Source organism: uncultured Dietzia sp., from assembly GCF_937873725.1.
Taxonomy (GTDB): domain Bacteria; phylum Actinomycetota; class Actinomycetes; order Mycobacteriales; family Mycobacteriaceae; genus Dietzia.
On the sequence record NZ_CALMYY010000049.1, the window covers coordinates 1 to 4052 of the forward strand.

3 protein-coding genes are annotated in these 4052 nt (G+C 71.5%); 2 read left to right on the plus strand and 1 reads right to left on the minus strand.

Annotated features, from left to right (window positions below; translation table 11 throughout):
• Window positions 1-1171: glycosyltransferase 87 family protein (locus tag Q0444_RS04680; RefSeq protein ID WP_299021757.1), on the minus strand; the 1171-nt coding region annotated here is incomplete at its 3' end.
• Between the two features lie 116 nt (window positions 1172-1287).
• On the opposite strand from Q0444_RS04680, the gene Q0444_RS04685 reads away from it, so the two are divergent.
• Together Q0444_RS04685 and Q0444_RS04690 are read left to right on the plus strand one after the other, a co-directional pair.
• Window positions 1288-3093 (plus strand): hypothetical protein, encoded by a 1806-nt coding sequence (locus tag Q0444_RS04685; protein ID WP_291085306.1) that lies wholly within the window; start codon window positions 1288-1290, stop codon window positions 3091-3093.
• Between the two features lie 78 nt (window positions 3094-3171).
• On the plus strand, window positions 3172-4052 hold an 881-nt coding region (locus Q0444_RS04690; RefSeq protein WP_299021761.1), incomplete at its 3' end, for an AMP-binding protein.

The window sequence follows — 4052 nt, forward strand, 5'->3', positions numbered from 1 at the left end:
CGAGCGTCACCACAGCCGCCATGAAGACGATGTTTGAGAGCAGTTGGATGTGGAGGGGTTGGTCGAGCCGGATCGCCCAGTCCCTCTTCATGAACCAGTGCACCGGCCCCAGGACGAAGAGCGCCACCAGGGCCGCCAACCAGGGAGCCCATGCCGCGTACCGGGCCGTCAGCACCATCACCAGGAGCAGAATCGCCCCCACCCAGTGATGCTGGAACGACATCGGCGCGGCCAGGACCACTCCGAGCGCGACGATCGCGACGACGGCCGTGTCGAACCCGCGGCGGTGGAGGACGTGCGCACAGAAGGCCACGGCCAGGATGACGACCGCGGCGAGTACGGCGTAGGGAACGGTGACGTTCTCCTCCGTCAACCCGGCCCGCAGCATGGGGCCGGTCAGCGACTGGTTCTGCACGTACCACCGCGCGCCGGAGTGCCCGGTGTCCCAGGCGAAGTCCGTCCAGTACTCCCGGGACGCGGCGGGCAACAGGATCCAGAACCCGACCACCGTGGCGGCGAGCGTGCCCAGCGCCCGCCCGACGGAGGCCCAGTCCCGCCGCACGAGCAGGACCAGGATGAAGCCGAGGGGTGTGAGCTTGAGCGAGGCCGCGATCCCGATCCCCACCCCTCGGAACCTGCTGGGCGTGACGCCGAACAGATCAGCTGCGACGAGTGCGAACAGGAGCAGGTTGATCTGGCCGTAGTGGAAGGTCGACTCCACGGGGTAGAGCAGTGTGGCGGGACCGAGGAGGGCGCCGGCGACCCACAGTGGTCGCCGGAACCCCTCCGCGCGCGCCACAGCCCAGATGATGAAGGCCGTGGCCGCGAGGCAACTGATCTGCCACAGGATCGCGACGGCCCCCGGTGAGGTGTAGGCCATCGGCAGGAACAGGAAGGCGGCGAAGGGCGGATAGGTGAGGATCAACTCCCCGCCCATCCGGTAATGGTCACCGGTCCCGTACAGCGGGAGGCCGTTCACCAGGGCGACCGCGGCGTCCTGGTAGACCGTCAGGTCCTCTGACACCGTGAACACCTCGTCGAAATCGACGATGTTCACTCCCTTGGTCGCGATGGTGGCGAGCGCCAACCCCGCGGACAGCGCCCATGCCAGGATCCAGAGCCCCCGGACGCGGAGGGCGTCCGCGACGCCGGACGTGCTCTGTTCCGTCACGTTGATTCCTCTCCGGTCAGCCGTGCACACGACCCAACCTAGACGCCCGGCCTGACCAATGGGAAGATGCTCACATCGGCCCGTGCTCCCCCGCGCGGGCGAATGGAGGCCGCCACGTGAACGCTCTGGGCGACACTCGCGCGCGGTCGACCGGGGTGACGCCGCTCGGGTGGATCTCATGGGGTCTGGCCCTCGCCGTGATCGGCCTGTTCGCCGTCCGCGCCTGGGCCTTCAGATGGATCGCCGACGACGGCATCATCGTCCACCGCACCGTCCGCAACCTTCTCGCGGGTCACGGCCCCGTCTTCAACGCCGGGGAACGCGTGGAGGCGAACACCTCCGTGCTGTGGACCTACGTCGTCGCGGCCGGGGGTGCGATCTGGGAGGACCTCGACGCGGTGTCGATCGTGGAGGGCATCGGCCTGAGCACGGTGGGCCTCCTCGGTCTGGTCGCCGGATGCGCGGTGCTGTACGGGGGCTCGAGGGCACGGTTCTTCGTTCCGGTCGGGGTCGCCGCCTACTGCGCGCTGCCCGCCGCCCGGGACTTCGCCAGTTCCGGCCTGGAGAACGGACTCGTCCTGGCCTGGGTCGGGGTCGTGTGGTGGTTGCTGTGCCGCCGTGCGGTCGGCTCGCCGGGTGGCAGGGAGCTCGCCCTGACCGCGGTCCTGGTGGGTCTCGGCCCTCTGGTCCGCCCCGAGGCCGCGGTCGTGACCGCCCTGGCGGGGCTCTACCTCCTCGCCACGGCCCGGGGCCGGCGCGAGCGGGTCCTCACCCTGGCGTGGGCTGCCGCCCTACCGGCGCTCTACCAGGTGTTCCGGATGGGTTTCTACGGCCTCCCCGTTCCGCACACCGCGATGGCGAAGGAAGCCGGGGTGAACCGCGTCGAGCAGGGCCTGTTCTACTGGAACCACTCGCTGCTGCTCTTCAACGTCGGTTGGTTCCGGGCCGGGTCGGTGCTCCTCGCGCTCGGAGGCGCAGGTGTCCTCGCGATCGCGCTCGCCTCCCGTCGGCCGCGCATGGACGGGGCGGCGCTGCGCAGGATCGGCCCGATCGTCGTGGTGCTGGCCTCCGCCGCGATCCTGCTCGCCTACTCCGTGTACAACGGCGGCGACTACATGCGCGGCAGGATGACCCTGTTCCCGCTCGCGCTGGCGCTGGCCCCCGTCGCCTGGATCCCGGTGCGGTTCCGGTCCGGTACCGGGGGCCGTGCCGACTCCGCCGCTCGTCTGACCGTCGCGGCCGGGGCCGCGGTGATGATGCTGTGGTCGGGCTCCGCCGTGCTCGCGGCGCCGCCACCCGGACATGCTGACACGACCGAGATCCGCGGAATCGTGGACGAGCGTGCCTACAAGGTCGACTTCTCCGGGGATCCCACTCCCGACGACACCGACTCCTACGCGGGCATCGAGGCCGCGCCGGCGCTCGTCGGGACACTCGGCTCCGCGCCCGGTGGGACGCTCCTCATGGCGCGCCGTGACAACCGGACCTGGATCGAGGTCCCCCCACCGGTGGGCAGCGCTGATCCCACCACGATCGTCGCTCATCACCTCGGGATAGATGCCGCGCTCTCCCCCCTCCGGGTCCGGGTCTGGGATTACGTCGGGTTGGCCACCCCGCTCGCGGGCCATATCGAGGGGATCCGTGGCGGGCGGATCGGGCACGACAAGGACATGCCCCTCGAGTGGGCCGTGGCCTCGATGGCCCAGGGTCCTCCCTGGTCAGCCCTCCCCCCGGACGTCGACCCGGTCCGTGTCGCGGCCGCGCGGGCGGCCCTGGCCTGCCCGGAGGTCCGGGACCTGCTCGCCCCCGCCACGGCGCCACTCACCCCTGGCAGGTTCCTGTCCAACATCGCCGGGTCGTTCGGCAAGTACTCGGCACGGATCCCGTCCGATCCCGTGGCCGCGGCCGCCCTCTGCGACTGAGCAACCACCCCGACTCCTACCAAGCACTTGCTTGGTACCGTGGTGGCGGCCACACCAGCAGCCCCCGAGGAGTCAGCGATGCCCGCCACCGACGCCCACCCCGTCGAGACGACCCCCGCCGCGCTCCGGCGCGCGGCCGCGCTCTGGCCGGACCGCGAGGCGATCGCCGACGTCCAACCCGGCCAGGACGCCCGCCTGACGTGGGCGGCGCTCCTCGACGAGGTCCGCCGGTTCGCCGCGGGCCTGATCTCGCGCGGCGTCCGGCCCGGCGACCGCGTGGTGATCTGGGCGCCCAACACCCGCCACTGGGTCATCGCGGCGCTCGGCGTGCAGTTCGCGGGCGGCACGGTGGTCCCCGCCAACACCCGCTACACGGGGAGCGAGACGCTCGAGTTGATCCAGCGCACGCACGCGGTGGCGGCGGTGGTGGCGGGAACGTTCCTCGGGTCCGAGCGGATCGCCGACCTGACCTCGGCCGCCGGCGGGAGCCTGTCCGAGGCGACCGACCTGCGGACGATCGTGCGGATCCCCCTCGACGGCGGGGATGCCGCGACCGCCGACCTCGTCGTCGTCGACTTCCCCGACCTCTCGGCGCTGGCCACCGACACCCTCCTCACCGAGGTCGACGCCCGCGCGGACGCGGTGACCGGCGACGACGTGGCCGACATCCTCTTCACCTCCGGCACCACCGGCAAGAGCAAGGGCGTCGTGGCGCTGCACCGGCAGACCGTCGCCGGGGCCCGCGCGTGGGGCGCGAACGGCCGGCTCACGGAGGAGGACCGGTACCTCATCGTCAACCCGTTCTTCCACAGCTTCGGCTACAAGGCCGGCTTCCTGGTGTGCACGCTGTTCGGCGCGACGATCATCCCGCTGGCCGTGTACTCGACCGGCGAGACCATGCGGCTGGTCCAGGCCGAGCGGGCCACGGTCCTGCCCGGCGCGCCGACCATCTTCCAGAC